The 24,114-nt window shown below is 61.9% G+C and carries 28 protein-coding genes; 18 read left to right on the top strand and 10 right to left on the bottom strand.

Annotated elements, in window-relative coordinates; all coding sequences use genetic code 11:
- The first annotated feature begins 107 nt into the window (after window positions 1-107).
- The 4 genes from KG722_RS06215 to KG722_RS06200 all read left to right on the top strand — a co-directional run bounded on the left by KG722_RS06215 (window position 108) and on the right by KG722_RS06200 (window position 3,549).
- Window positions 108-701 carry a glutathione peroxidase gene (locus KG722_RS06215; RefSeq protein WP_213270802.1) on the top strand — a complete coding sequence of 198 codons (594 nt, stop codon included), beginning with the start codon at window positions 108-110 and terminating at the stop codon, window positions 699-701.
- A gap of 99 nt (window positions 702-800) precedes the next feature.
- A complete protein-coding gene (locus KG722_RS06210; RefSeq protein ID WP_213270800.1) occupies window positions 801-1,982 on the top strand; it encodes a thiolase family protein in 1,182 nt (393 codons plus the stop codon).
- A 10-nt stretch (window positions 1,983-1,992) separates the two neighbouring features.
- Window positions 1,993-2,448, top strand: a complete 456-nt coding sequence (locus tag KG722_RS06205; RefSeq protein ID WP_213270798.1) for a hypothetical protein — start codon at window positions 1,993-1,995, stop codon at window positions 2,446-2,448.
- A gap of 18 nt (window positions 2,449-2,466) precedes the next feature.
- A complete protein-coding gene (locus tag KG722_RS06200; protein ID WP_213270796.1) occupies window positions 2,467-3,549 on the top strand; it encodes a DUF2332 domain-containing protein in 1,083 nt (360 codons plus the stop codon).
- Here KG722_RS06200 and KG722_RS06195 read toward each other — a convergent pair.
- Both KG722_RS06195 and KG722_RS06190 read right to left on the bottom strand, forming a co-directional pair.
- The gene (locus KG722_RS06195; RefSeq protein WP_213270794.1) at window positions 3,546-4,643 is read right to left on the bottom strand and encodes a serine hydrolase domain-containing protein; all 1,098 of its coding nucleotides are present in this window, start codon (window positions 4,641-4,643) and stop codon (window positions 3,546-3,548) included. The two genes, KG722_RS06200 and KG722_RS06195, sit on opposite strands and share 4 nt — an antisense overlap.
- A 40-nt stretch (window positions 4,644-4,683) precedes the next feature.
- Entirely contained in the window at window positions 4,684-5,181 is a 498-nt protein-coding gene (locus tag KG722_RS06190; RefSeq protein ID WP_213270792.1) for an Lrp/AsnC family transcriptional regulator, read from the bottom strand.
- Window positions 5,182-5,308: 127 nt separating this feature from the next.
- Here KG722_RS06190 and KG722_RS06185 point away from each other — a divergent pair, with 127 nt between their 5' ends.
- Window positions 5,309-8,770, top strand: coding sequence for an indolepyruvate ferredoxin oxidoreductase family protein (locus KG722_RS06185; protein ID WP_213270790.1), 3,462 nt, complete (start codon window positions 5,309-5,311; stop codon window positions 8,768-8,770).
- A 91-nt stretch (window positions 8,771-8,861) separates the two neighbouring features.
- On the opposite strand, the gene KG722_RS06180 is transcribed toward KG722_RS06185, so the two are convergent.
- The 3 genes from KG722_RS06180 to KG722_RS06170 all read right to left on the bottom strand — a co-directional run bounded on the left by KG722_RS06180 (window position 8,862) and on the right by KG722_RS06170 (window position 11,184).
- A complete protein-coding gene (locus KG722_RS06180; RefSeq protein ID WP_213270788.1) occupies window positions 8,862-9,194 on the bottom strand; it encodes a DUF6726 family protein in 333 nt (110 codons plus the stop codon).
- 64 nt (window positions 9,195-9,258) lie between these two features.
- Window positions 9,259-10,851, bottom strand: a complete 1,593-nt coding sequence (locus tag KG722_RS06175) for a lysine--tRNA ligase (RefSeq protein ID WP_213270786.1) — start codon at window positions 10,849-10,851, stop codon at window positions 9,259-9,261.
- A gap of 165 nt (window positions 10,852-11,016) precedes the next feature.
- Window positions 11,017-11,184, bottom strand: a complete 168-nt coding sequence (locus KG722_RS06170) for a hypothetical protein (RefSeq protein WP_213270784.1) — start codon at window positions 11,182-11,184, stop codon at window positions 11,017-11,019.
- Window positions 11,185-11,188: 4 nt separating this feature from the next.
- Between KG722_RS06170 and KG722_RS06165 the strand changes: the two genes are divergently transcribed.
- From KG722_RS06165 to KG722_RS06140, 6 genes are all read left to right on the top strand, one after another.
- Window positions 11,189-11,437 carry a hypothetical protein gene (locus KG722_RS06165; RefSeq protein ID WP_213270782.1) on the top strand — a complete coding sequence of 83 codons (249 nt, stop codon included), beginning with the start codon at window positions 11,189-11,191 and terminating at the stop codon, window positions 11,435-11,437.
- A gap of 3 nt (window positions 11,438-11,440) precedes the next feature.
- Window positions 11,441-11,668 (top strand): helix-turn-helix transcriptional regulator, encoded by a 228-nt coding sequence (locus KG722_RS06160; protein WP_213270780.1) that lies wholly within the window; start codon window positions 11,441-11,443, stop codon window positions 11,666-11,668.
- 44 nt (window positions 11,669-11,712) lie between these two features.
- Complete coding sequence (locus KG722_RS06155; RefSeq protein WP_300998264.1) at window positions 11,713-11,952, top strand: (2Fe-2S)-binding protein; 240 nt, start codon at window positions 11,713-11,715, stop codon at window positions 11,950-11,952.
- A gap of 202 nt (window positions 11,953-12,154) precedes the next feature.
- Window positions 12,155-12,640 carry a bacterioferritin gene (bfr, locus tag KG722_RS06150; RefSeq protein ID WP_213270778.1) on the top strand — a complete coding sequence of 162 codons (486 nt, stop codon included), beginning with the start codon at window positions 12,155-12,157 and terminating at the stop codon, window positions 12,638-12,640.
- Between the two features lie 97 nt (window positions 12,641-12,737).
- Entirely contained in the window at window positions 12,738-13,637 is a 900-nt protein-coding gene (locus tag KG722_RS06145; RefSeq protein WP_213270776.1) for an SIMPL domain-containing protein, read from the top strand.
- Window positions 13,638-13,806: 169 nt separating this feature from the next.
- The gene (locus tag KG722_RS06140; RefSeq protein ID WP_213270774.1) at window positions 13,807-14,181 is read left to right on the top strand and encodes a DUF2853 family protein; all 375 of its coding nucleotides are present in this window, start codon (window positions 13,807-13,809) and stop codon (window positions 14,179-14,181) included.
- A gap of 74 nt (window positions 14,182-14,255) precedes the next feature.
- Here KG722_RS06140 and KG722_RS06135 read toward each other — a convergent pair whose 3' ends face one another.
- Complete coding sequence (locus tag KG722_RS06135) at window positions 14,256-15,392, bottom strand: acyl-CoA dehydrogenase family protein (RefSeq protein WP_213270772.1); 1,137 nt, start codon at window positions 15,390-15,392, stop codon at window positions 14,256-14,258.
- Window positions 15,393-15,452: 60 nt separating this feature from the next.
- Window positions 15,453-16,667, bottom strand: coding sequence for an acyl-CoA dehydrogenase family protein (locus KG722_RS06130; protein WP_213270770.1), 1,215 nt, complete (start codon window positions 16,665-16,667; stop codon window positions 15,453-15,455).
- 334 nt (window positions 16,668-17,001) lie between these two features.
- On the opposite strand from KG722_RS06130, the gene KG722_RS06125 reads away from it, so the two are divergent.
- The 4 genes from KG722_RS06125 (at window position 17,002) to KG722_RS06110 (ending at window position 19,541) form a co-directional block, all read left to right on the top strand.
- A complete protein-coding gene (locus KG722_RS06125; protein WP_300998263.1) occupies window positions 17,002-18,594 on the top strand; it encodes an FAD-binding domain-containing protein in 1,593 nt (530 codons plus the stop codon).
- Window positions 18,584-18,742 carry a DUF2256 domain-containing protein gene (locus KG722_RS06120; protein ID WP_213270769.1) on the top strand — a complete coding sequence of 53 codons (159 nt, stop codon included), beginning with the start codon at window positions 18,584-18,586 and terminating at the stop codon, window positions 18,740-18,742. Before KG722_RS06125 ends, KG722_RS06120 begins: the two co-directional genes overlap by 11 nt.
- A 230-nt stretch (window positions 18,743-18,972) precedes the next feature.
- Window positions 18,973-19,158: a hypothetical protein gene (locus KG722_RS06115; protein WP_213270767.1), complete on the top strand. Its 186-nt coding sequence runs from the start codon at window positions 18,973-18,975 to the stop codon at window positions 19,156-19,158.
- 77 nt (window positions 19,159-19,235) lie between these two features.
- Window positions 19,236-19,541: a UrcA family protein gene (locus KG722_RS06110; RefSeq protein WP_213270765.1), complete on the top strand. Its 306-nt coding sequence runs from the start codon at window positions 19,236-19,238 to the stop codon at window positions 19,539-19,541.
- 120 nt (window positions 19,542-19,661) lie between these two features.
- Here the strand turns inward: KG722_RS06110 and KG722_RS06105 are convergent, their stop codons facing one another.
- Together KG722_RS06105 and KG722_RS06100 are read right to left on the bottom strand one after the other, a co-directional pair.
- Window positions 19,662-20,189, bottom strand: coding sequence for a histidine phosphatase family protein (locus KG722_RS06105; protein ID WP_213270763.1), 528 nt, complete (start codon window positions 20,187-20,189; stop codon window positions 19,662-19,664).
- A 168-nt stretch (window positions 20,190-20,357) separates the two neighbouring features.
- Window positions 20,358-20,645 (bottom strand): PAS domain-containing protein, encoded by a 288-nt coding sequence (locus KG722_RS06100; protein WP_213270761.1) that lies wholly within the window; start codon window positions 20,643-20,645, stop codon window positions 20,358-20,360.
- Window positions 20,646-20,818: 173 nt separating this feature from the next.
- Between KG722_RS06100 and KG722_RS06095 the strand changes: the two genes are divergently transcribed.
- Together KG722_RS06095 and KG722_RS06090 are read left to right on the top strand one after the other, a co-directional pair.
- Window positions 20,819-21,775, top strand: a complete 957-nt coding sequence (locus KG722_RS06095; protein WP_213270759.1) for a calcium/sodium antiporter — start codon at window positions 20,819-20,821, stop codon at window positions 21,773-21,775.
- A gap of 1 nt (window position 21,776) precedes the next feature.
- Window positions 21,777-22,688, top strand: coding sequence for a DMT family transporter (locus KG722_RS06090; RefSeq protein ID WP_213270757.1), 912 nt, complete (start codon window positions 21,777-21,779; stop codon window positions 22,686-22,688).
- Between the two features lie 17 nt (window positions 22,689-22,705).
- Here KG722_RS06090 and KG722_RS06085 read toward each other — a convergent pair whose 3' ends face one another.
- Window positions 22,706-23,590 (bottom strand): branched-chain amino acid aminotransferase, encoded by an 885-nt coding sequence (locus tag KG722_RS06085; protein WP_213270755.1) that lies wholly within the window; start codon window positions 23,588-23,590, stop codon window positions 22,706-22,708.
- A 53-nt stretch (window positions 23,591-23,643) separates the two neighbouring features.
- Between KG722_RS06085 and KG722_RS06080 the strand changes: the two genes are divergently transcribed.
- A complete protein-coding gene (locus tag KG722_RS06080; protein ID WP_213270753.1) occupies window positions 23,644-24,108 on the top strand; it encodes a MarR family winged helix-turn-helix transcriptional regulator in 465 nt (154 codons plus the stop codon).
- Window positions 24,109-24,114 lie beyond the last annotated feature (6 nt).

Raw genomic sequence — 24,114 nt, 5'->3', positions numbered from 1 at the left:
CAAGCCGGCACACGCGCAATCTCACAAGCATTTCATATTTCGCAGGGATGACGCCTCCGTTCTCCGGACTATAGTTATTTATCGCCGGCCCACAGGAGACAGCCCCCATGCGCCTTGCACTCCTTGCCCTTTCCGCCATGGCGGTCCTGCCCGCCTGCGCCGAGGCGACAGCGGGCCAGCCCCAAGGGGCCCCGGCCTCCCTTCCGGCCGCCCAGGAGCCCGCCGCCATGTCTGCCACCGAGTTCACCAGCATCACCGGCCAGCCGCTCGACCTCACCGCCCTCGGCGCGAAGGCCATCCTGGTGGTAAACACCGCCTCACGCTGCGGATACACGCCCCAGTATGCCGGCCTCCAGAAACTCTACGACGCCAACAGGGCCGACGGCCTCGTCATCGTCGGTGTCCCCTCCAATGATTTTGGCGGACAGGAGCCCGGCACCGAAGAAGACGTGAAGTCCTTCTGCGAGATCAATTACGGCGTCACCTTCCCCCTGACGAAGAAATACGCCGTCACAGGCGAGGCCCAGCACCCCTTCTACAAGTCTGCCGTCAACGCCCTTGGCGACCCCGCCCTACCCAAATGGAACTTCCACAAGATCCTGGTCAGCGCCGACGGCGTCCCGCTCAAAGCCTACCCCTCCTCCGTCAAGCCCGGCGACAGCGCCCTGGCCGCCGATATCGAGGCCGCCCTCGGCATCTGACCGCCCCCGGCGCCACCTCCTGGTCTTGACGAAGCGGCATGTCCGGCGCCTATTCTCCCGCGCCGCACAAGAAACCCAAATCAGGAAGGAAACCGTCCCATGTCAGAGAAAGATCCGGTCGTCATCGTCGGTATGGCCCGCACGCCCATGGGCGGCCTGCTCGGTGAACTTGCGAGCTTCTCGGCCAATGAGCTCGGCGCGCATGTGGTCAAAGCCGCCACCGCCGAAGCCAGGCTCGGCGCCGCCGAAGTCGACGAGATCATCATGGGCAACTGCCTGCCCGCCGGCCAGGGCCAGGCCCCGGCCCGCCAGGCCGCCATCAAGGCCGGCCTCGACAAGAAGACCGAAGCCACCACCATCAACAAGATGTGCGGTTCGGGCATGGAAGCCGTCGTCATGGGCCGCAACGCCCTGCTCGCGGGCGAAGCCACCGTCATCGTCGCCGGCGGCATGGAATCCATGACCAACGCCCCCCACCTCGTCACCCTCCGCCAGGGCCACAAATACGGCGCCGCCACCGCGCGCGACCATATGGCCACCGATGGCCTCGAAGACGCCTATGAAGGCGGCCCCATGGGCAACTTTGCCGACATGATCGCCCGCGAATACCAGTTCACGCGCGAACAGCAGGACGCCTATGCCCTCGAAACCCTCAAGCGCGCGCAGGACGCCACCAAGAACGGCAAGTTCAAGCGCGAGATCGCGCCGGTCACCGTCAAGACCCGCAAGGGCGAAACCGTGATCGACACCGACCAGCTGCCCCGTGAAGCGATGCCGGACAAGATCCCGACCCTGAAGCCCGCCTTCAACAAGGACGGCACGGTCACCGCCGCCAACGCATCGGCCATTTCCGACGGCGCCGCGGCCCTTGTGCTGATGCGCGAGTCCGAAGCCAGGACGCGCGGCCTCACCCCGATCGCCAGGATCGTCTCGACCTCGAGCCACGCTCACGAACCTGCCTATTTCACCACGGCGCCGGTCCCGGCAATCCAGAAGACCCTCAAGAAAGCTGGCTGGAAAGCCGAGGATGTCGACCTCTGGGAAGTCAACGAAGCCTTCGCGGTGGTTCCGATGATCGCGATGAAAGAGCTCGGCATCGCCCATGACAAGCTGAACGTGAACGGCGGCGCCTGCGCCATGGGCCACCCGATCGGGGCGTCGGGTGCCCGCGTGCTCATCACCCTGCTGGCAGCGATGGAAGATCGCGGTGTCAATAAAGGTGTGGCCTCTCTCTGCATCGGCGGCGGCGAAGGCATCGCCATGGCAGTTGAGCGGGTCTGATCCTTCCGCCATGCCGCTCCGGAACAGGGCTGACCCGTTCGGGCTGGCGCACGCTGCGCCCGAACGGGGCGGCTTCATGGGAAACCGGGGCGGCTGTTGTCACCGGGAAGACCGGACACTGAAGGATCGCCAGAAGGTGAGCCGGCGCCGGGCCGGTCTCCGCTCACACGGCGCGTCTGTCGGAGATGTCGATGCCCTCTGCGCGGGCGAGGTCCAGGAGGTGCTCGCCGGCAGGGCGGCGCGGGAAACAATTGACCCGGCAGAACTCCCGGACGGGGCAAGGTATGCCAGGGATTGCGCGGTCGACCTGATCTGCGAACGCTGCACCCGCGCCTCGTCTTTCAACGGATATGGGCCGCCCCTGTCCCTGCATCGGGCGGGATTGAGGTTGACCCCGAAAATCGTCTGCGCCGCCCTAAATTCCGGCTATCAGGCCGGACGGCATGCCTCTATCGGTCGTGTGTGAGCTAAGGGGCACAACCGCATGGCGGCCGCATCCAGAGACGAGATCCTTGTGCATTTCCGCGAGCAGGCCGGGTTCTGTGCCGCCCTGGGATCGCCCTTCATGGAAGCACTTTGCCATACCATGGCCGGCGATATCGAAGCCGGCGGCCCGGTCTGGCGCCTCCTCCGGAGCTGGGCAGGCAATCCAAGACGCGACGCGCTGTCCCTGCGCGTGGCCGGTTACCTTCACTATGCCGTCCTCGGCGGCAAGGCACCGGAACTGGCAGCTGTCTATCCCGCGGCCAATCCCGGCTGGACCATGGACGCGGTCTGGCCCGTCGCACGCGACTGGCTTGCCCGGCACGAACGGGCCGCAAAGATCTTCATCAAATCGCCGCCACAAACCAATGAAACCCGCCGCGCCATAGCGCTGCTTCCGGGCTTCCTCAAAGTGGCGAGCCTGTTTCCAGGGCCGATGCACATTCTGGAGCTTGGGGCGAGCGCCGGGCTCAATCAGAACTGGGACAGGTTCAACTACCAGACCGCCCGCTGGGAACTTACCGGCAACAGTGACGTGACAATCGGTACGGAATGGAGTGGTCCGCCTCCGGATCATATGGATATGTCGTTCAACGTCTCGAGCCGCGCTGCCTGTGACCAGAGCCCTATCAGCCTGTCAAAGCCGTCTGCGGCGCGGCGCCTCAAATCCTATGTCTGGCCAGACCAGCCCGATCGCCTCGCGCGGCTGGAGGCGGCCATTGCCCTGGCCCGGCGCACACGTGTGCGCGTCGACAAGGCGGACGCCGCAGACTGGCTCAAAGCCAGGCTCGCGGCGCGGCCGGAAGATGGCCCGACCGTGATCTATCATTCGGTCTTCCTGCAATATCCGCCTGCAGAAACGCGCCGGGCGCTCACCGCAATGATCGAGGAAGCCGGCGCAGATGCCACCTGGGAACGCCCGCTCGCATGGGTGTGTTACGAACCGGCCGCTTTCTTCCAGGGGCCAGATCAGACCGGCATAGACCCAAACGACTTCATTACCTACATGCGGGTATGGCCAGAGGGAGAGGATGCCCGCCTGCTGCGCTCGGACGGGCATGTCACGCATGTCGAGCGTCTCTAGCGGAAATCATCCTTCGCCCAGTCCAGCAGCGTTCCCGTCAGTTCACGGATAGCCGCGTCAGCCCCCGGGCCGGTCTGGTTGGTGTTGATGATGATCACGGCGCCCGGCTCCGGCGCCAGAACCACCTGGGAAAGCCACATCGTGTTGGAGCCGGCATGCAGGTAGAGCGTGCCGCCCTCTGCATCCCGGCCTATGCCCCAGCCGAGGGCATAGTCAGCCCCCGCATCGGGATAGGGCGTCATGAGTTTCCGGCGCATCGCAGGCGGCAATGCGCCGGGCCCTTCCAGGAAGGACAGCAGCAGACGCGCCTGTCCCTTCAGGCTGATATGGGCCGTGCCCGCCGAAGCAAAGGCTGAAGGATTATCGGCCTCTGCCCCGGTGCCGGCCGGCCTGAGCCCGCCGAACATCCCCTTCCTGTGGCCCTGAATGCCGGATTCAGGCGGCCCGAACCCGAAGCCCTGCCCGGCGCCTTCAGGCGCTCTGGCGATCACGAGCGCCCCTACCAGCTCCTCATACGTCTGCGGGCCGCTATTGCCGGCACGGTCCGCCTGCACCTCGATCGCCCGGCCGGCGAGAATATAGCCAAGATTGGAGTAGGTGAATGTCCCGCGTTTTCCGGCGGGCGCCTTGCCAAGGGTGGCCGATACAAGTTTCGCCCTTTGTGCCTGGGCCGGGGCCCTGCTCATCATAGCGCCAAGCGTCCAGCCCATGCCCGGATTGGGCGCGGCGCCCGACCGGTGGCTGAGCAGATCCTCGATCGTCACATCGCGCCAGCCGGGGTGGAGGTCTTCCCCCTCGAATATCTCATCCAGGGTCATGCCCCAGCGGGCCGATCCTGACTCCACCAGACGGGCCCAGGTCAGCGCAGTCAGCATCTTTGTATTTGACCCAATATGCCAGGCGTCGTTCTCCTCAACCGGGTCCCCGCCCTGCACCCGGTCTCCGGTTACGGCAAGGGCGACGATCCCGTCCTCAGATGTCGCGATGACGGCGCCGAGACCAACAAGGCCGTGTTCGGTCCGCGCAGTGTCCAGAAGTGTCCGCAAATGGCCCGATCTGGCCGGATCTGGCTCGCTATGGGCCGGGCCTGTCATCAGGACTGACGCCAGAATGACCGCAAAAACCGCCCCCGGGCTAGTCGCTGGACTTGGTCGTCTGGCGCACAAGGCCGAGCGGAAGGGCCGTGGTTTTTTTCGCAACGCGGATGACAATCCGCGACTGAACGTCAGAAACCAGTTTGGAACCAAGGAGTTTGTCGCGCAGGAAATTGTCATAGGCATGCATGTCCGTTGTTACGATATGCATGGAATAGTCTACAGCACCGGTGACCGTCATACATTCGACCACTTCCGGCCAGTTCTGGACCAGCGATTCAAAAGCCTCGAGATTTTCCTTGCTCGGCAAAGCCAGTTTCACACTCGCGATCACTTCAAAGTTCAATCCGAGCGCATGATTGTTGATCAGGGTCACCCGGCCGAGAATGAAACCGGCCTCCTCCATCCGCTTGATACGCCGCCAGCAGGGTGAAGAAGAAAGTCCCACCCGTTCGGCAATCTCTGCAACGGACAGGCTCGCATCATGCTGAATCAGGTCCAGGATGCGTGCATCAATGGTATCAAGCTCTTGGGACAATTTACCGGAAACCTCTTAATCGATAGAAGATTATGCCCGGAAATAGCAAAATTCTTGCAAGATAGGCAAGCAATTTCGTTCGATTTTCCCAATAATGTGCCGCAGACACCCGGAGTGCGCGTCTGCCATGAAACATCGTGAAGTTACGCTGGACGACAAATACGAGCTTGTCGAGGGCAAGGCCTATATGACGGGCATTCAGGCCCTTGTCCGCCTTCCCCTCGATCGCAAGCGCCTCGACCGCGCTGCAGGCCACAATACCGGAGGTTTCATCTCCGGTTATCGCGGCTCCCCCCTCGGCGGGTATGACCAGCAACTGCGCGCCGTCCAGAAACTGCTTGATTCCCATGATGTGAAATTCTGGGAGGGCCTGAACGAGGATCTCGGCGCCACCGCCGTCTGGGGCTCCCAGCAGCTCGGCCTGTTCCCCGGCGCCAGATTCGATGGTCTGTTCGGCATCTGGTACGGCAAGGCCCCCGGCGTTGACCGCACCGGCGACGTCTTCAAACACGCCAACGCAGCAGGCACATCCGCCCTCGGCGGCGTCCTTGCGGTCGTCGGCGATGACCACAACTGCAAATCCTCCACGCTCCCGTCCCAGTCCGATTTTGCGATGATGGATGCCGAAATTCCGGTCCTCAACCCGGCCTCGATCCAGGACGTGCTCGATTACGGCATCCATGGCTGGGAAATGAGCCGTTTCTCCGGCGCCTGGGTCGCCCTCACGGCCCTCGCCGATACGATGGACTCCGGATCCGTGGTGGACGTCACGCTGGCGCGCCTGGCAATCCAGAAGCCAGGCTTCCCGCTGCCCGAGGCAGGCGTTCACATGCGCCGGGGCGACATCCCCCTGAACAAGGAAGCCCGCCTCCGCCAGATCAAGCTTCCGGCCGCGCAGGCCTATGTGCGGGCCAACCGGCTGGATCACATCATCCTGCCGTCTCCCAGGCCCCGCATCGGCGTCATCGTCACGGGGCAGGCCGCTCGGGATGTCTTCGAGGCGCTCGCCGCCATAGGCCTCACACCGGAAGAAGCCGGCCGCCTCGGCCTGAGCATCTACAAGGTGGCCATGCCCTGGCCGCTGGAACCAGAAGGGGTCCGCGAGTTCTGCGCCGGCCTCGAGCGCGTCGTCGTGATCGAGCACAAACGGCCATTGATCGAGAGCCAGCTCAAAGCGGCGCTGTATGATCTTCCCGAAAGCCGGCGCCCTGTCATCGAAGGCAAGTTTGACGCCGAAGGCAAACCGCTGCTGTCAGACATCGCCTCGCTCAGCATCCCGGAAATTGCCCATGCGCTGATGCGCACCCTTCCCGCCGGATGGGACACTGGCCGCGCCGAAGCCTATTTCGACCGGGTTGGCAGCGCCGGCGAAGCTGCGCGTACCAACGCCTCCCCGACCGTGCGCTCGCCTCACTTCTGTTCGGGCTGCCCGCACAACACCTCCACGAACGTGCCGGAAGGATCGCGCGCCCTGGCCGGCATCGGCTGTCACTACATGGCCAATTTCATGCCGGACCGGAAAACCGACATGACGAGCCAGATGGGCGGCGAAGGCATTGCCTGGGTCGGCCAGCACTGGGCAACAGAGGAACCCCATGTGTTCGTCAATCTGGGCGACGGCACCTATTCCCATTCCGGCTCCCTCGCCATTCGCGCCGCCGTCACCAGCGGCGCCAGCATGACCTACAAGATCCTTTACAACGACGCGGTCGCCATGACGGGTGGCCAGCATGTTGAATCCGGCCAGACCCCTGCCCAGATCGCCCGGCAGGTGGAAGCCGAAGGCGTCGGGACCATCCGTATCGTGACGGAAGACCCGACCCGCTATGCCGCCGTAACCGGCCTGCCGCGCGGGGTGAAGATCTTTCACCGCGATGATCTTGAAGAGGTGCAGAAGGAGCTGCGTCAGACGCCCGGCGTCTCCGTCATTATCTATGACCAGATGTGCGCGACCGAAAAACGCCGGCGCTCCAAACGCGGCATGATCACCCCGGACCGCGTCCGCACGATCATCAATACCGAAGTCTGCGAAGGCTGCGGCGACTGCTCCCTGAAATCCAACTGCCTCTCCGTCGAGCCGGTGGAAACCGAACTTGGCCGCAAGCGCCGGATCAACCAGTCGACCTGCAACACAGACCTTTCCTGCGTGAAGGGGTTCTGCCCGAGCTTCGTGACCATTCAGGACGGCGAGGCGGCCTGGGAAGACCAGCCGCGTCAGATATTCGATGCCGACGGCCTGCCCTTTCCCGAAACGCCAAGCCTTGCCCAACCCTGGAACGTCCTGTTCACGGGCGTGGGGGGCACTGGCGTGACCACGGTTGCCGCCGTTCTGGCGATGGCGGCGCATGTTGATGGCAACGCCGCCTGCACGCTGGACATGACCGGCCTTGCCCAAAAGGGCGGCCCCGTGCTCAGCCATGTGCGGTTTGCGCGCGAGCCGGAAATGATTTCGACCGGCCGCGTCCCGCCTGCCAGCGCGGACCTCATCATCGGCTGCGATCTCGTTGTGGCCGCAGGGGGCGATGCCCTCAGCCTCATGGATCCCAAACGAACGGCGGCCTATGCCAATTCGGACGTGACGCCGACATCGGAATTCATCCGCAACCGGTCCAAGCGCTTTGAGAGCGACCTTCTGGCCTCGCGGGTCAAGCGCCAGGCAGCTGACTTCGGCGCTTTTGACGCCGAGGCGCTCGCCGTCGGGTATCTGCATGACGCGATCTACACCAACATGATCATGGTGGGATATTCCTGGCAGAAGGGCAAAGTGCCCGTGACGCTGCGGGGCCTCTACCGCGCCATTCGGCTTAACGGCACGAAGGTCGACGACAACATGGCGGCCTTCAACATTGGCCGTATTGCGGCCGCCGCGCCCGAGCGCCTGGCTGCCCAGCATGACCCGCGTGGACATGTCGAGGCCAAGACACTGGACGATCTGGTTGCAGACCGGACAGAACGCCTCACCGCCTATCAGAATGGGGACTATGCCGGCCAGTATAGAGCGCTTGTCGCGCAGGTGCGAGCTGCTGAAGAGACAGCTGGCCTGGGGGAAAATCTTACCCGCACCGTTGCCACCTATGCCTACAAGCTGATGGCCTACAAGGACGAGTATGAAGTCGCCCGTCTTTATACGAACGGTAAGTTTGCCGAGCAGCTGGCCAGCCAGTTCAAGGGCGGGAAACTGCGCTTCTGGCTCGCGCCGCCGATCATCTCCAGGAAGGACGCCAATGGCCATCTTGAGAAAAAGCATTTCGGCGCATGGATGTGGACCGGCTTCCGCATCCTGGCAAAGCTCAAAGGCCTGCGCGGTACGAAACTCGACCTCTTCGGCTATACCGGGGAGCGCAAGATGGAGCGCGGGCTGCGCGACACCTACCTTGCCAATATGAGCCGCATTGCTTCGGAGCTCACCGCGGCAAACCATGCCCTGGCTGTGGAGATTGCCAGGGTGCCTGACGAAATCCGCGGTTTCGGGCATGTGAAAGAAGCCGCGGTCGAGAAAGCCAAAACGCAGGAAGCTGAGCTTTGGGCCGGCTGGCCTGAGGGTAAACTTCCCAAAGCCAAAGTCTCGCTGATTTCGGCCGCCGGATAAGCGGGCCGCTTCCCGCCCCCGGCGCTGGACCAGCCAGGCATCACCCCCGATGCGTGCAAACGTGTCGGGGGTGGTCAGCCTCAGCGGGGTGTCAGTTCAGAGGCTCGACCGACACATCGACCACCTTGCCCTTCCTGCTCATCTTCCTGATCTCGCGCTCGACATATTTGGCTTTCACCTCGCGCGTTTCAGTGCGCGTGCCCTTGCCCTTCTTGTAGGTGATCTCGAGGCGGACCATGTCGTCGGGACCATCGAGCGCATCCCCGGTGACGCGGACAGCCGTGCCGCCCACAAACATCACGCCCTTGCCCGTTGCCTCCAGCGCGTCGCCCGCAAGGCTGACCGGCACGGTCACGATCTTTGTGGCAATACAGCCTGACAGCGCCGGCGTCAGCGCGAGCGCGGCGAGAATGAGTGAACGCATGGGCGCAGGCCTCCTTGAGAAGCCACACCTATAACTCGGATTGGCGTTACTTTCAGCTTACCGTTCAGCCGCGCGCGAGGGCGTCATGGATCAGCGCAGCCGTTTCAGCCACGCCATAGAGCGCGGCGAAGCTGCCAAAGCGGGGACCCTGCTCCTGGCCGAGCAGGACTTCATACAGCGCCTTGAACCAGTCGCGGAGATTCTCGAAGCCATGATCCTTGCCAACCGAGAAGGTCAGCGTCTGCAGGTTTTCACCGGTCGCCTCTTCTGTAAAGGCCTTTAGCCGGGCTGAGAGATCGCTCATCGCGGCGCGCTCCTGATCGGTTGGCGCGCGGAAGGTTTTCGCAGGCAGAACGAAATCGCGGTAATAGCGCATCGCATAACCGGCGAGCTCATCCAGAAGCGGATGAGTTTCCGGCGATGCCTCCGGCGCATAGCGCATGATGTAAGCCCAGAGCTGGGACGTATCGGTGGGGTTGGCCACCGCGACGAGGTTCATCAGCAGCGCGAAGCTGACAGGGCTCGACCATTGCGGCGGATGGCCGGAATGGATGTGCCAGACAGGGTTTTCAAGCTGGGCGGCAGCCTCCTCCTGCGGGAACTTCTCGAGGAAGGTCAGGTATTCATCGACCGCCTTGGGGATCACGTCGAAGTGCAGCTTCTTGGCCACGCGCGGCTTCTGGAACTGGAACAGCGCCAGGCTTTCATCCGGGGCATAAGTCAGCCATTCCTCGACCGAGATGCCATTGCCCTTGGTCTTGGAGATCTTCTCGCCCTTGTCATCGAGGAACAGTTCATAGACGTACTGTTCCGGCGGGCGCGCGCCCAGGATGCGACAGATTTTCGAATAGATCGGGGCGTTCGCCTGATGGTCCTTGCCGAACATCTCGAAGTCCACGCCGAGCGCGGCCCAGCGCATGCCGAAATCCGGCTTCCACTGCATCTTCACCGCGCCGCCGGTAACAGGAAGCGTAACATCCATCCCGTCTTCATCCGTGAACGTTATTTCCCCGCGCGCGGCATCGACCTTCTTCATGGGGACATACAGCACGCGGCCCGTGCTCGGGCTTATCGGCAGGAAGGGCGAATAGGTGGCGCGGCGCTCCTCCCCGAGGGTCGGCAGCATCACATCCATGATCGCCTGATATTTCTCCGCCGCGCGCAGCAGCATCGCATCGAACCGGCCAGACCTGTAGCAATCGGTCGCCGAGAGGAATTCATACTGGAAGCCGAACTTGTCGAGGAATGCGCAGAGACGCGCGTTCATATGCGCGCCATAGGAGGCGTGCGTGCCGAACGGGTCAGGTACGGTCGTCAGCGGCTTCTGGAGGAAAGTTTCCAGAGACTTCGGGTCCGGGACCGTATCTGGAACCTTCCGCATGCCGTCCATGTCGTCGGACACGCAAATGAGACGCGTGGTGTATTTGCCGGCCGTCAGCCCTTCAAAGGCATGGCGCACCATGGTGGTACGCACGACTTCACCGAATGTGCCGATATGCGGCAGGCCCGAAGGGCCATAGCCCGTCTCGAAGATGACCGGATCATCGTCCTTGCGCTCGCCCGCCCTGACCTGCTCGGCCACTCGCTTTTCCAGCGCGCGGGCGAGCTCGAAGGGCCAGGCCCTGGCGGATTGGGCGAGGATCGAGAGATCAGTCATCAGAAGCATCAGTCTTGTGGAAATGAAGGATTGGCCGGGCCTAGAGGCCGCGCTTTGAGGCGTCAAGCGAGGCGGAACCAGTGTTGTAAGAAATGTTTGACATGTAAAAGATCTTGGACTACCTGATGATGTAAGATATTTTTGACACGCAAGGACCAAGCCATGTCATTCCGCGAAAAATCCGCCTGGGCTCTGGCGACGATCCTCATTGCTGCCGCCATCTTCTACTTTGACAAAGTGGTCCGCATCTCCAACGCCCTCGGCCAGACCGCCCCGCCCCTGATCGGCCTGGTCATCGCTTATGTTGTGCTCGGTCGTGATCAGCTCGGTCATTGTCATGACAGTTCTTGCCGGATCTGCTGCCCGGGAGGCCAACGCGCCTGCCGACGAACGCGAGAAGATCATCGCGGACAAGGCCGGTAACTGGTCGGGCTATGTGCTGGCCCTGCCGGCCCTCGGCGCGCTCTGGCATTACTCTGTGAGCATGGACGGGAACATGCTGTTCCACCTGATCTTCCTCAGCCTGATGCTGTCGCAGATTTCCGAATATGTGTTCCAGATCTTCCTGTATCGCCGGGGCGTCTGAGCCATGGCGAAAGCACCGCCCATCACCAACCGTATCCGGGAGCTGCGCGAATCCCATGGCGGAATGAGCCAGGCCGCACTGGCTGAGGCCATCGGCGTTACCCGGCAGACAGTTATTGCCATAGAGCTGGGAAAATATTCGCCGTCACTGGAAAGCGCCTTCCGGATTGCCCGGGTCTTTGACCTTGGAATTGAAGATGTTTTTGGCTGGGAGCCATCCCCATCCTCTTGAGCTGTCGCACAGGAACGTTGAAAGTCGGATGCGCCTAAAAAACTATGATTGACACTCATTCGCAAGTGCTGCAAATGGTTCGCATGATCATTTGCGTCTGCAATCATATCAACTGCCGGTCGGTCCGCGAGGCCGTTGATGCCGGCGCACGCAGCCCCAAGGCTGTGCAGGCCCATCATGGCTGCAAGATCAATTGTGGCAAATGCTCGACCACGATCGGCGAAATGATTGCAGAAAAAATGGACTGCCAGGTCTCGGCACTTCCCCTGATGGCCGCTGAGTAAGCCACCCCCGCCCGGCTTTTCTCCCTTTAAACTCAAAGGACTGGTGCAGGCGGGTATCGCCTGCGAGCTTGCGTCGGTCGCTGCAACTGTGTCGCACTTTCATATGCAATTGTTTTTATTGGGTTTTTTGGTTGATTGAAGCAGATCGCTCGCTTATACGGCCACGTAGAATCACCTAACCAGCCACACAGCGGAGCTCCCCATGAAAGGCGACAAGAAGGTCATCGACTTCCTGAACCAGGCCCTGAAGAACGAGCTGACCGCCATCAACCAGTATTTCCTGCATTCGCGCATGCTGCGCGATTGGGGCGTCTCCAGGCTCGCCAAGAAAGAACATGACGAGTCGATTGAGGAAATGCATCACGCCGACTGGCTGATTGAGCGCGTCCTCTTCCTCGGCGGGCTGCCCAACCTTCAGGACCTGGGAAAACTGCATATTGGCGAGAACGTCCAGGAAATCCTGGAATGCGATCTCAAGCTCGAGCATATCGCCATTCCCCTCCTCCGCGACGCGATCGAATATTGCGAACAGGTGCGCGATTACGGAAGCCGCGACCTGTTCTTCAAGATCCTCCACAATGAGGAAGAGCATGTCGATTATCTGGAGACCCAGTTCTCCCTGATCGAGCGGATCGGCATCGAGCGCTATACCCTGCTCCAGTCAGAGGCGAACGAAAAAGAGAGCTGATCTGGTCATTGTGCGGCCACATTAAGAGTTGGATAGTTTAGACGGCCCGCAGATACGCTGCGGGCCGTTTCGACATCAGAACCTAATGGGGACGTTCATGACACGCCTTTCCGGTATACGAGCTTTGGCTTGTTCCTTTTTCGCGATCGCCGCCGCTGGCACGGCCACGCTTGCAAGCGCCCAGAGCGCTCCAGATTTCCAGAATGAAGCATTCACCACGCCCTACTGGACCCGCAGCCCGGTCATCGAGGTTCTCGGGCGCGCGAATATGGAAGTCGCGCCCAATCGCGCCTCCTTCTCGGTGACCTATCTGGAGACCGACAAGGACTCGAAAAAGGCGATGCAGCTGGCTGTGGAGCGCGGGCGCCTTGCTTATGAGACAATCAAGAAAACGGCCGGCGACACTGCCGTCATCCAGTCTTCAGTCAATGTGACGGCGCTCTATGAGCAGTACAGGGACAAGGACGGCAATCGAATCGACAATCAACGGTCCGACAAGATCCGCGCCTATGAAGCGCGCGTTACGCTGAGTGTCGTTGTGGATCAGGTTGCCAAGGCGGGCGCAGCGCGCGCCGGCGCATTGGCCCTCGGCCCTGAAAACTCGTCAGGTCTCTCAACATACCTTGAGCGCACTACGGAAATGAACCTTGCCTCTTATGAAGCCGCCGTCAAAGACGGCGCTGCGCGCGCCAGGGCGACGGCAGCGGCCAGCGGCGCGACGCTCGGCAAGCTGATGGTTGTTCAGGAAGGCAGCGGGCCATGCCTTGGCCAGTGGTCGTCGATGGCTGGCAGCGATTATGACTATTATCGCTCAGCGCCCGCCGCGAAGGCGCCGCCACCACCGCCTCCGCCACCTTCGCCGGTTGCCGCCGGAATGATTGATGGCAGACAGGTCACGATCACGCAGGCAGAGATCGATTCCCTCAATCTGCCGTCGGATGACAAGAAGCAGCAGATTTCTTCAAGCGTTTGCATGATTTACGCGCTGAACAAATAATATCCCTATACTGATCTATCCGCAGAAATGCACGTCTTGTGCATTTCTGCTTGATCCTTCCGGCAAAGCGAGGTCTACATGCCCCTGAGGCATGAGGCCTCCTTCGCTATCCCTGTGCATTATCCGCTTCGCCTTATTGTGCCGGAGTGGACCAAGGAAGGAAATCAAAATGGCTAAAGCCACCACCAAGGCGCCCAGCGCCAAAGAAGTGCTCGTTGAGAAATATATTGCAGACCTGAAGGACAAGGTCGGCGAGGCCCGCCCGGACCTTGCCCTGCTTGATGCCTGCGTCAAAGCTTCAGGTCCCTCGATCTACAAGGCCGACTCTGCAACCGTCGCCGCATCCGACAAAGACGAGCTTGCACGTGTAAGGACGAATTTCATCGGCAAACGCCTTGGCGTGGCAGATGAAGCAAAGGCAGATGCAGCCATCAAGGCCGCGGTCGAGAAATATGGCCGCAGCGTGCGTGCCAAGCATCGCCCGGTGCTGTACTATCTTATCGCCAAAGAACTGAAAAAAGCCGCATCGCTCAAGAAAGCCTGACACGGCTTGCAACCAGAACAAAGCCGCCGCTCCGGTTTTCAGAGCGGCGGCTTTTTTGTTTCTGCGTGTTCCGGTCAGAAGCCGTTGAGGCGCGCATACCGGTCACGGTGCCAGCTGGCAGACCCGTAAAGTGCTTCCTGAACCCGCGCCCGCTTCATGTAGAAGCCAGGGTCTGCTGCATCGGTCATGCCGATCCCGCCATGCATCTGCACGCACTCATTGGAGACGAGGTGGACGAGTTCACCCGCCCTGGCCTTTGCAAGGCTCGCGAGTTCTGCGACATCAGATTTGCCGGCATCGGCCGCCGCAAGCGCCGCCCCGACACAGGAGCGGGTCATCTCCAGATCGATGAACATCTTGGCCGCGCGGTGCTGCATGGCCTGAAAAGAGCCGATCAGCTGGCCGAACTGTTTGCGGTTGTTGAGATATTCCAGCGTTATGTCGAACGCGGCCTGGGCAGAGCCGAGCATCTCGGCAGCCAGGCCGATGGCGGCCCGGTCCAGAACAGGATCAAGGATGTCTGCACCCTGGTCAGCCGGGCCGACAAGGGCGTCTTCGGGCACCATCACGTTCTCCAGCGTCACATGCGCCGCGCCGTGACTGTCCACGGTCTTCAACTCGGCAATCGTGACCCCCTTAGCGTCCCGGGGAACCAGAAACAGGCTGAGCCCGTGCCGGTCGCCGCTTTCACCAAAGGTGCGCGCAACGACGATCAGCATGTCTGCGTGATGGGCATCGGGCACATATTTCTTGAGACCGTTGAGCGTATAGCCCTGACCGTTGCGCTCGGCTTCTGTCGCGACACTATAGGGCGCAAAGTGCGCTGACTCGTCGAGCGCCAGGGCGAATGTCGTCTCGCCGCCCGCGATCTTCGAAAGCCACTCTGCCTGCTGCGCGGGACTGCCGCCAAGTTGCAGCGCCGTGGCTGCGATGAGCGCCGTCTGCAGCAGCGGCGTTGCCGCGAGCGTGCGCCCCTGCGCCTCAAGGATTTGTCCCAGCCCGGTCAGCCCGAATGTCTCGGCGCCTGGTTCATCGGGAATGATGACGCCGAAAAAGCCAAGCTCTGCGAGCTTCTGGCGCGTCCTGGGGTCCTTGCCATTGGCACCTGCATCACGAAGGGCGCGCAAATGGTTGACGGACAATTCATCGCGCGCAAACGCGGTCGCGGTTTCCCGCAGCATTTCCTGATCTTCAGTCAGTACAAAGCTCATTACTCTGACACCTTTAATTCCTGGTCGTATGTTCGATATGGCTGGCGGCAGGAAAGCCGCCTACTGATGTTCTTTAAGACCGAGCACGCGCTTGGCGATAACATTGAGATTGATCTCAGAGGTTCCGCCCTCGATAGAGTTGCCTTTGGACCGCAGCCATTGGCGTGTTGCCTTCAGGGCGCCCTTGTCGAAGCCCTCGCCCGACCAGCCAAGCCCCTCGGTACCCAGCGCCTCGATCAGGAGTTCATGACGGTCCTGGTTCATCTTGGCTGCGGCATATTTCAGGATCGACGCCGTGTGCCCGACCGCCTGCCCTGCCTTGGCCTGTTCGGTCTGGCGCTGGACCGTCAGGGAGAAGGCTTTGACATACATCTTGTGGTCGGCAATCCGGCCGCGCAGGTCACCATCGGCAACGCGCCCCGTCTCGTCGGTGCCCACATGATGTTTCGCGTAGTCATCCGGCCCGAGGATGCCCGAGCCACCCGTGCCACCAAACCCGCCCGCCGAAATTGAGGAGCGCTCGAACTGCAGCAGGCGTTTGGCGATGTCCCAGCCACCGTTCAGCCGGCCGACCAGCTGGTCTTTGGGCACTTTCACGTCCGTGAAGAAGGTCTCGCAGAACGGGCTTTCGCCAGAGATCAGCTGGATCGGACGCGCTTCGACGCCAGGGCTCTTCATATCGAACAGGATGAAGCTGATACCCTCATGCTTTGTGCTGGTATCGGTGCGCACCAGGCAAAAGATCCAGTCGGCCTTGTCAGCGTAGGAGGTCCACACCTTCTGGCCGTTGATCAGATAGTGGTCGCCTTTGTCCTCGCAGCGCGTCTGAAGGCCGGCAAGGTCAGATCCTGCGCCCGGCTCAGAATAGCCCTGGCACCAGCGGGTCTTGCCTTTCACGATATCGGGAATGAAGCGCAGCTTCTGCTCATGATTGCCAAACTCGAGCAAGGCCGGGCCGAACATCCAGAGGCCGAAGGAGAAGAGCGGCGGACGGGCCTTGATGCGGCGCATCTCCTGCTCGAGCACCCGCGCTTCTGAGCGGGAGAGGCCACCGCCGCCATACTCTTTGGGCCATTCCGGCGCCGTCCAGCCTTTCTCGCCCATGCGGTCGAGCCAGACTTTCGAATCAGGGTTCTTGAATGTTGCATTGCGCCCGCCCCAGACGACCTCGTCATCGACCATGGGCGTGCGCATGGACGGCGGGCAGTTGGCTTCAAGCCATTTGCGCGCTTCCAGGCGAAACCCTTCCAGTTGCTCAGCATTGTCATAAGCCATGGCGGTGCTCCCTTGGGCAAACATGTGTCTGAGGGGGTACCCTATTCCTGACCTTTGGACTCGCCAAGCGTTCACGCGGCGTCAGAGCATCCGCGCCTCACTTGCACCCGGCCAGGGGCCGGACCGCAGCCTGAATGTTTCGGTTCCGAAATAACTCGGGCCATACGCGAAAACACTCGCCTGACAGGGCATGGCCGCTTCTGCCAGGCTTCCCGGGCCGGCGGGGCAGCTGAGCCCCGCCGGGCACTCCTTTTGCCGGCCCCGCTGTATGGCCAGGCGCCCTTCGGACAGGACCGCCCTTGCTGCCTTCTGCTATTTGTTCTATATTTGTTCCATGTCTGGTGTTCATGTCATCTGGTTCAAGCGGGATCTGCGTGTTCACGATAACGCAGCCCTCATGGCGGCCGCAGCGAGCGGCGCGCCCCTCATTCCCTTGTACATTTTCGAGCCGGGCTACTGGGCGCTTCCGGAACACTCGCGCAGACAATTCGACTTTGTCCGCGAGTCTCTGGAGGAATTGAATTGGGCGCTCGAAACCCGTGGCGCCGCCCTTACCGTCCGGTGCGGCGAGGCAATCGACATATTGTCTGCGATCCATCGGACATACGGGATCGAGGCGATCCACGCCCATGAAGAGACAGGGGTCCAATGGACCTTTGACCGGGACCGCGCGGTTCGCCGCTGGGCCCGCAATGCGGGTATCTCCCTGCGCGAGCAGCCCCAGAACGGTGTCCGGCGCGCCGCCCCGACGCGGGACGGCTGGGCCGCCAGGTGGGAAGCTTTCATGCGCCGCCCGCGCATGATCGCACCGGAAGTCCTGCGCTCTGCCGGCGCAGAAAGTGAGCCCTTTCCCCTGCCTGAAGACGTCCGCCTTGGGCCCGATGATTGCCCCGGGCGGCAGAAGGGCGGCCGCGCTGCAGGCGTAGAGAACCTGCGCAGCTTCCTCGAGCGCCGCGGCCGGTCTTATCAGCGCGCCATGTCCAGCCCGCTCACAGGGGCAGACGCCTGCTCCCGCCTGTCGCCTCACCTTGCCTTCGGGACGGTGTCGATGCGGGAAGCCTGGCAAGCCGCTTCGCGTGCCCAGATCACCCATTCCCAGGCCGGGGATACCGAATTTGCCGCGTCAATCGGAAGCTTTATCTCCCGTCTGCATTGGCATTGTCATTTCATGCAGAAACTCGAAGACCAGACCTCGATTGAATCGCGCAACCTCCACCCGGCCTATGACGGGCTTCGTCCGGAACCCGAGGCAGGAGACCCGCGTCTGGCCGCCTGGATCGAGGGGCGCACGGGTTTCCCTTTTCTCGACGCCTGCATGCGCTCGCTCAGGGCGACGGGCTGGCTCAACTTCCGCATGCGCGCCATGACAATGGCGTTCGCGGCCCATCATCTCTGGATGGACTGGAAACGGCCCGCCCAGCATCTGGCAGCGCTGTTCACCGACTTTGAGCCCGGCATCCACTATCCCCAGGCCCAGATGCAGTCGGCCACCACAGGCATCAACACGCCGCGCATATACAATCCGGTGAAGCAGTCACGGGACCAGGATCCTGCCGGGGCTTTCATCCGGCGCTGGGTGCCCGAACTTGCCGGCCTTCCGGACGAATGGTTGCACGCCCCCTGGGAGGCGCCTTCGGCCGTCCGCGCGCGGGCCGGCATTGTGCTTGGCCAGACCTATCCAATGCGGATTGTTGATCACATGGCGGCGGCCGAAGAGGCGCGCAGCCGCATTTTCGCGCTGCGCAAGCAGGCCGATCACCCCAGACATGCCGATCAGATCCAGACCCGCCATGGAAGCCGCCGCGCCGGAATACCCTTTCGTGGCCAGCCTCCGGCGGGCAAGACGAAGGCTCGCGGCGTTTGCGAACCCGCCCAGCTCAGTTTTGATCTCGGCATGCAGGCGGGACCTCACGCCCATGCCTCATAACGGCCCGCCGGGCAAAACAGTCCGGAAGTCTGATCTGCCTTCAAAAACCTGCGCTGCCTGCGGGCGGCCTTTTTCGTGGCGCAAGAAATGGGAACGGGTCTGGGACGAGGTAAAATACTGCTCTGATCGGTGTCGCCGGAAGCGGTGAGCGGCATATTCGGTATTATCGATATACAATAATTCCGGGAAAATGGGCCTCGACCGGAGAGATTATCGTTATTCGATGATATTATGTCCTTGATTTTATTGGTTCTTATTTTTTTTCGATAATTGCATATTGAAAAACAATAATTTCAGCTCTATCTAGTTGGTGTCGGCAGCGGGAACAGCCCGCCAAGACAAACAGACACGCTAACCAGCAAGAAGGAGTATCAAGTCATGTCCCCCCGCGCCCGTCTCAGCGACAACGGACCCATGGTGTTCGAAGGTGTCCTGGCCTACGGCCTCGTCTCCGGCGATGCCACCATCCGCTCCCTGCCGGCAAATGACGAAGGCTCGGAGGGTCGCCTGAACCTCCTGGTCGCTCGCCGCCGCCGTCAGAACCGCCGCGAAGCCCGCACCTAAGCGGCGCCCGCGCAGCCGGACACCCCCTGGTCCGGCTGCGCACCCCTCCCAGAAACTTCACATCACAGGAAACGCCCATGAAACGTCTCATCCTCGCCGCCGCGCTCGCCGCCGCCACGCTGTCTGCGCCCGCTTACGCCGCCAGCGACAACTTCAAGATGGAATTGACATATTCCGGCAAGAACCTCGCGACCCGCACGGGCGCAGAGCAGGAATACGAGTATATCCGCAAACAGGTCGCAGAGCGCTGCCAGGCAGAACAGTCAGATCTCGGATTTGTCGGCGGCTACGCTCAGACCTACTGCGTCCGCAAGACGCTGAGCCGCGCAGTCAATTCCATTGGCAACCCCATGCTGACCGACGTGCACGAAGACCGCCGCTGATCGGACAATCCCTTCACGGTTCCTGACCTCAAGCCTCTCAGCCCTGACCCTCCAGGCAACCGTGGCTCCTCCCGCCTCCCGCCCGCACAAGGGCAGAGGCGGGTTTTTTTTGATTTCGTCTCACTCCGCGCCCTGCGGCCGGAAATCCTTGGCGCGAAGGACATGCGCGAGCCGGAAACTGGCAGGCACGAAACTGCCTTCTTCTTCTGTCTCAAAGAGGGCCGCGCAGCTGGTCGGAAACTTTTCATGCAGGCGCAGCGCTGCAGCATGATCGAGTGCCCCCCCTTCCCGAAGAATGCTGAGTGCAAAATCATGCAATCCGGGATTATGTCCGATGAGCATCAGCACACGCGCCGCGTCATTCTGAGCAACCGCCTCGGTCAGGCCACGAACACCTGTCAGATAGAGGGACTCCATCGGGCGAACCTTTTCGCCAGTGAACACCTTGGCGACTTCAGAACAGGTCTCGCGCGCCCGCCGCGCGCTGGAGACCAGGATGCGCTCCGGACTCCAGCCCAAGGTAACGATTTCCTCAGCGATGCGCGTCGCGTCCTCATGCCCCTGGGCGGTCAGCGCCCGGCTGAAATCATCGATCCCCTCGTTCCAGGGCTCGGTCTTGGCATGGCGCATCAGGATCAGGCGTTTCATGCCGCGGGCCAATGCTTGAATTCTGGAAAATTTTTCATGGACGGAATCAAGCACGCGCAATTGGTAAGGCCAAGCCTTAGGCACCCCTAACGCAGGGAAAATCAATAGCCGGGAGGCAAAAGTTCACCCAGGCGCCCGGACCGCGCTGGCGTATCTGCGTCTTCGTCTTCAATCCGCCGGACGGCATGCATCAGGCGCAGCATCAGATCTCAAGGATTGCTCTTTGGCAGGTGTAGGGGCCCCGTCAGGGACGCGCTCAAATGTGGCGGTAAACTCAGCGATACGCTGCGGCGTCTGCGGAAAAACATCAAACACATGCTTTCCGGCCAGGTCTTCCCGGGATTTGCCGGAAACCTCGGGAATTGAGAGATTTGCAAACACAAAGCGCAAGTCGCGGTCGATCACCTCGACCGGAACGCAGACAGTGCTGAGGACTGCCAGGGCATTCAGCGACATTGCCCGCCTCCCGGATAATCCTTTGAGCAGGGGTTCAGCGTCCTTCATTCCTGCTTTTGCCATAGCCGGGAATAATCTTGAACGCGCGGCTGCAGATTATTTCTGCGCCCTCCTTCCCTGCGCCTTCGCAATAGGCCAGAGGATGGGCCGGCAGGTTCACAGGGACTCTCTCGATGCTGCTTGTGTTTATCCTCATCGGTCTGGTCCTCCTCGTTGCCGGGGGCGAGTTGCTCGTAAAAGGCGCGGTCAGACTTGCGGAAAAGTTCAGCATCTCCCCCTTGCTGATCGGCCTGACCCTTGTCGGCTTTGGCACATCAACGCCCGAACTGGTCACCAGCCTGCAGGCTGCCTTTGCAGGATCACCCGGCATCGCAATCGGGAATGTCGTCGGCTCCAACATCGCCAATATCCTGTTCATTCTCGGCGCGGCCGCACTGATTTTTCCGATTGCCGTCGCAAAAGAAAGCTTCAGGCGAGACGGTCTTGTCCTGGCCGTGGCAACCCTCTTCTGTCTCGGCGCAGTCCTGATGGGCCAGCTGACGCGCTGGATGGGCGCCATCTTCCTGATCAGCCTGGCGGCCTATATCTGGTTTGCCTTCCGGCAGGACCGGAAGGCGACCCATGCTGCGGCCGCCGCCAACGACACGGTCGCCCCACCCCGTCCTGCAGCTGGCGCAATCACCCTTGACCTGCTTCTCGTTGCGGCCGGTCTTGGCATGACGATGCTGGGCGCCCGCTTCCTCGTAAACGGCGCAATCGACCTTGCCCGGATCTTCTCCCTCTCCGAGACGATCATTGGACTGACCATCGTGGCGGTCGGCACGTCGCTGCCAGAGCTTATCACGTCGGTCATGGCGTCGCTCCGCAAGCAGGGCGACATCGCCTTTGGCAATATTGTCGGTTCAAACATCTACAACATGTTCGGCATCCTTGGTGTAACTGCCCTCGTCAAGCCGATCGCTGTTCCGGCAGAGATCATGCAGCTCGACATCTGGGTCATGCTGGCGGCCACCGCGCTGCTGTTCATGGCGGCCATCTCCCGCTGGCGGATAGGACGTGTCGAAGGCGGCGTCATGCTCCTTGGCTACGCGGCCTATGTCAGCTGGCTTGGGCTGAACGCCGGCGCCTGACATGCGTACGCCCCATCCCATCCTGCTCGTCTGTTTCGGCGTCATCTTCGGCTGCGGGATAGACGCGCTCATGAAGTCAGTGATGCAGGGCGCTACCAGTGTCATCACCGCGACGACATGGCGCTACGCGCTGGGATCCGTCATCATGCTCGCCCTGTTTATGCAGGCGCGGCGCCCGTTCCCCACCCTGCCCGCGATCCGGTTTCATGCCCTGAGGTCGCTGGCTCAGGTGATCTCGGCCTTCTGCTTCTTCTACTCCCTTACCCAGATTGCGCTGGCAGAGGCGGTCGTGATGGGGTTCACGGCCGCGCTCATGATCGCGCCGATCGCGCGCGTGATCCTTGGTGAGAAGATGAGCCCGGTTACCATAGGCGCGTCCCTGGTAGGCTTTTGCGGCGCAGCCCTGGCTGCCACCGCCGAAACAGCCGGCGCCCCAGCCGACGGCAACCGCCTTTTTGGAACCATCGCCGTGATCGCCTCGGCTGTTCTTTATGCCCTGAATATCGTGCTCCTCCGACTGAGGACGAGAGAAGAAGACAGCCTCACCCTCGTCACCTTCATGAACATCTTCCCGGCTCTTTTCCTTCTGCCATTCATGGTCATCTTCTCTGACCCGCTGCCCGCCGAAGGCTCCTGGATGATGCTGACGGGCGCGGCGGTTTTCGGCATCGGCATCTGGTGGCTGATGACCATGGCCTATGCCCGCGCCAGGGCGCAGACGCTTGCTCCATTTGAATATACAGGCCTCATCTGGTCGGCCTTGCTGGGTTATTTCTTCTTTCAGGAAATCCCCGGCTGGCGGGTCTGGGCGGGCGCCGGCATCATCATTGCCGCCTGCCTCGTCGTCGCCTTCGAAACCCATTTCATCGCCCGCCGGCAAGCAAAGCTTCCGGCAAGCGACATCCTGACCTGAGGGCCCGAACTGACGCCCTAAAGCGCCAGCTCCAGCTTGCCGTTGCAGAGGTTGGAATAGTCGTTCACCAGCGCCTGGGAAATCTGGCCGGGCTTGTAGCGGTGCTCGCCGATCTCGGCCACGGGGGTCAGCTCGGCGGCTGATCCGGTGATGAAGCATTCGCTGAATGTGGAGAGTTCATCCGGGAAGATCGCCCGCTCGACCACTTCGATCTGGCGCGCCCTGGCGAGCGCAATCGTCGTCTGCCGCGTCAGGCCGTTGAGGAAGCAATCGGGCGTCGGCGTGTGCAGCACGCCGTCGCGCACGAAGAAGATGTTGGCGCCGGTCGCCTCGGCGATCTGGCCGCGATAATCCAGCATCAGCGCGTCCTGATAGCCTGCCTTCTCGGCAGCATGCTTGGAAAGGGTGCAGATCATGTAGAGGCCGGCCGCCTTGGCATGGCAGGGCGCGGTATCGGGCGCCGGGCGGCGCCACTGAGCGTGGGTCAGGCGAATGCCCTTCATCTTGTCGGCAAAATAGTCGCCCCAATGCCAGACGGCGATGGCGAGGTGGATCGTGTTGTTCTGGGCCGAAACGCCCATCATTTCCGATCCGCGCCACGCGACAGCGCGGACATAGGCGCTCTCCAGGCCAGACTTCTCCAGGGCTTCTGTCTTGGCCTTCTCGATCTCTTCCACGCTGAACGGGATGTCGAAGCCCATGATGCCGGCCGAATTGTGCAGGCGCCTGGAATGATCGAGAGATCGGAAGATCTTGCCGCTATAGGCCCGCTCGCCCTCAAACACGGACGAGGCATAGTGCAGGGCATGGGTCAGCACGTGTACCTTGCTGTCACGCCAGGGTACGAACGCCCCGTCCATCCAGATGTAGCCGTCACGGTCATCATAGGGGATGGCAGCCATTGGGAACGCTCCTCGCTTGCACTTTTGTTGCGGTTCGCGTTCATTTCCGACTTATGGCCCAATCCGTCAACCTGACCCGCCCATTTGACCCCCGCCTGTTCCTGACCGACCAGGAGCTCGATCGCGGGGCCGGACTCCTGATTTCAGGGGCCAACGAGCTCATGCGGGCCTCCGAACCGGCCCGCAAGAAGGCCGGTCTCAGCAAGTCTGAGATGCAGATTCTCATGGCAATCCGCTACCGGCCGGGCCTGACGGTCAGCCAGCTGCGCGGCGAACTGGGCATGACCGTGCCAACTTTCGCCCGTATCATCGGCCAACTCGACGCCCGCGGCCTGATCGAGCGGGCCCGGGAGGGCTCCGATGGCCGGCGGCGCAAGCTGTCCCTGTCCGACGCCGGCACCACCCTGACCACCCCGCTGGCCATCGAGGTGCGCGAGCGCCTGCGCGTGGCGTTTCGCGCCTGCGGGCCCGAAGCGGTCGCCGGCGCGCGGTTCCTGCTGGAAGCGCTGGTGAAGTGAGGACAC

Origin of the sequence: Hyphomonas sp., assembly GCF_018402285.1 — a bacterium.
Lineage (GTDB): Bacteria > Pseudomonadota > Alphaproteobacteria > Caulobacterales > Hyphomonadaceae > Hyphomonas.
Note: the sequence above shows the minus strand (reverse complement) of the source record. Positions and strands in the feature narration are given on the sequence as shown.

What these genes read in the sequence shown, in the direction of transcription:
- KG722_RS06135 (WP_213270772.1), bottom strand. Translation starts at nt 15,392, where the DNA reads ATGAGCTTTGTACTGACTGAAGATCAGGAAATGCTGCGGGAAACCGCG.
- KG722_RS06085 (WP_213270755.1), bottom strand. Translation starts at nt 23,590, where the DNA reads ATGGCTGCCATCCCCTATGATGACCGTGACGGCTACATCTGGATGGAC.
- KG722_RS06090 (WP_213270757.1), top strand. Translation starts at nt 21,777, where the DNA reads ATGCGTACGCCCCATCCCATCCTGCTCGTCTGTTTCGGCGTCATCTTC.
- KG722_RS06115 (WP_213270767.1), top strand. Translation starts at nt 18,973, where the DNA reads ATGTCCCCCCGCGCCCGTCTCAGCGACAACGGACCCATGGTGTTCGAA.
- KG722_RS06170 (WP_213270784.1), bottom strand. Translation starts at nt 11,184, where the DNA reads ATGACCGAGCTGATCACGACCGAGCACAACATAAGCGATGACCAGGCC.
- KG722_RS06130 (WP_213270770.1), bottom strand. Translation starts at nt 16,667, where the DNA reads ATGGCTTATGACAATGCTGAGCAACTGGAAGGGTTTCGCCTGGAAGCG.
- KG722_RS06105 (WP_213270763.1), bottom strand. Translation starts at nt 20,189, where the DNA reads ATGAAACGCCTGATCCTGATGCGCCATGCCAAGACCGAGCCCTGGAAC.
- KG722_RS06155 (WP_300998264.1), top strand. Translation starts at nt 11,713, where the DNA reads ATGATTGACACTCATTCGCAAGTGCTGCAAATGGTTCGCATGATCATT.
- KG722_RS06145 (WP_213270776.1), top strand. Translation starts at nt 12,738, where the DNA reads ATGACACGCCTTTCCGGTATACGAGCTTTGGCTTGTTCCTTTTTCGCG.
- KG722_RS06140 (WP_213270774.1), top strand. Translation starts at nt 13,807, where the DNA reads ATGGCTAAAGCCACCACCAAGGCGCCCAGCGCCAAAGAAGTGCTCGTT.
- KG722_RS06185 (WP_213270790.1), top strand. Translation starts at nt 5,309, where the DNA reads ATGAAACATCGTGAAGTTACGCTGGACGACAAATACGAGCTTGTCGAG.
- KG722_RS06175 (WP_213270786.1), bottom strand. Translation starts at nt 10,851, where the DNA reads ATGACTGATCTCTCGATCCTCGCCCAATCCGCCAGGGCCTGGCCCTTC.
- KG722_RS06180 (WP_213270788.1), bottom strand. Translation starts at nt 9,194, where the DNA reads ATGCGTTCACTCATTCTCGCCGCGCTCGCGCTGACGCCGGCGCTGTCA.
- KG722_RS06100 (WP_213270761.1), bottom strand. Translation starts at nt 20,645, where the DNA reads ATGTCGCTGAATGCCCTGGCAGTCCTCAGCACTGTCTGCGTTCCGGTC.
- KG722_RS06125 (WP_300998263.1), top strand. Translation starts at nt 17,002, where the DNA reads ATGTCTGGTGTTCATGTCATCTGGTTCAAGCGGGATCTGCGTGTTCAC.
- KG722_RS06205 (WP_213270798.1), top strand. Translation starts at nt 1,993, where the DNA reads ATGCCGCTCCGGAACAGGGCTGACCCGTTCGGGCTGGCGCACGCTGCG.
- KG722_RS06200 (WP_213270796.1), top strand. Translation starts at nt 2,467, where the DNA reads ATGGCGGCCGCATCCAGAGACGAGATCCTTGTGCATTTCCGCGAGCAG.
- KG722_RS06195 (WP_213270794.1), bottom strand. Translation starts at nt 4,643, where the DNA reads ATGACAGGCCCGGCCCATAGCGAGCCAGATCCGGCCAGATCGGGCCAT.
- KG722_RS06210 (WP_213270800.1), top strand. Translation starts at nt 801, where the DNA reads ATGTCAGAGAAAGATCCGGTCGTCATCGTCGGTATGGCCCGCACGCCC.
- KG722_RS06160 (WP_213270780.1), top strand. Translation starts at nt 11,441, where the DNA reads ATGGCGAAAGCACCGCCCATCACCAACCGTATCCGGGAGCTGCGCGAA.
- KG722_RS06095 (WP_213270759.1), top strand. Translation starts at nt 20,819, where the DNA reads ATGCTGCTTGTGTTTATCCTCATCGGTCTGGTCCTCCTCGTTGCCGGG.
- KG722_RS06110 (WP_213270765.1), top strand. Translation starts at nt 19,236, where the DNA reads ATGAAACGTCTCATCCTCGCCGCCGCGCTCGCCGCCGCCACGCTGTCT.
- KG722_RS06215 (WP_213270802.1), top strand. Translation starts at nt 108, where the DNA reads ATGCGCCTTGCACTCCTTGCCCTTTCCGCCATGGCGGTCCTGCCCGCC.
- KG722_RS06120 (WP_213270769.1), top strand. Translation starts at nt 18,584, where the DNA reads ATGCCTCATAACGGCCCGCCGGGCAAAACAGTCCGGAAGTCTGATCTG.
- bfr (WP_213270778.1), top strand. Translation starts at nt 12,155, where the DNA reads ATGAAAGGCGACAAGAAGGTCATCGACTTCCTGAACCAGGCCCTGAAG.
- KG722_RS06080 (WP_213270753.1), top strand. Translation starts at nt 23,644, where the DNA reads ATGGCCCAATCCGTCAACCTGACCCGCCCATTTGACCCCCGCCTGTTC.
- KG722_RS06165 (WP_213270782.1), top strand. Translation starts at nt 11,189, where the DNA reads ATGACAGTTCTTGCCGGATCTGCTGCCCGGGAGGCCAACGCGCCTGCC.